The organism is Massilia sp. CT11-108 (assembly GCF_047302915.1).
Lineage (GTDB): Bacteria > Pseudomonadota > Gammaproteobacteria > Burkholderiales > Burkholderiaceae_D > Telluria > Telluria orientalis.
Genome location: NZ_JBKYMO010001547.1, coordinates 1 through 266, shown reverse-complemented (window position 1 = coordinate 266; position 266 = coordinate 1). Strand labels below are relative to the sequence as shown.

The 266-nt window shown below is 65.0% G+C and carries 1 protein-coding gene; it reads right to left on the bottom strand.

The genetic code is table 11. The annotated features are described in order from the left end of the window. On the bottom strand, positions 1-266 hold a 266-nt coding region (locus ACEN88_RS35560; protein ID WP_413347103.1), incomplete at both ends, for a LysR family transcriptional regulator.

The window sequence follows — 266 nt, the reverse complement described above, 5'->3', positions numbered from 1 at the left end:
CCTGGGGCCCGCGCGTGACATTGCGGAATGACTGCTCGGTCTCGTCGACGTCAGCCAGGATGCGCACGCAGCGCTCGTAGTAGGCCGCGCCATCGGGCGTGAGGCTGATGCGGCGCGTGGTGCGATTCAGCAGACGCACCCGCAGCATGCTCTCCAGGCCCTGGATCAGGGTGGTGACGGTAGTGCGCGGCAGGTTCAGGTTGTCCGCAGCGCGCGTGAAGCTGTTGGCATCAACCACAGCGGTAAAGACTTGCATGGCCTGGAAA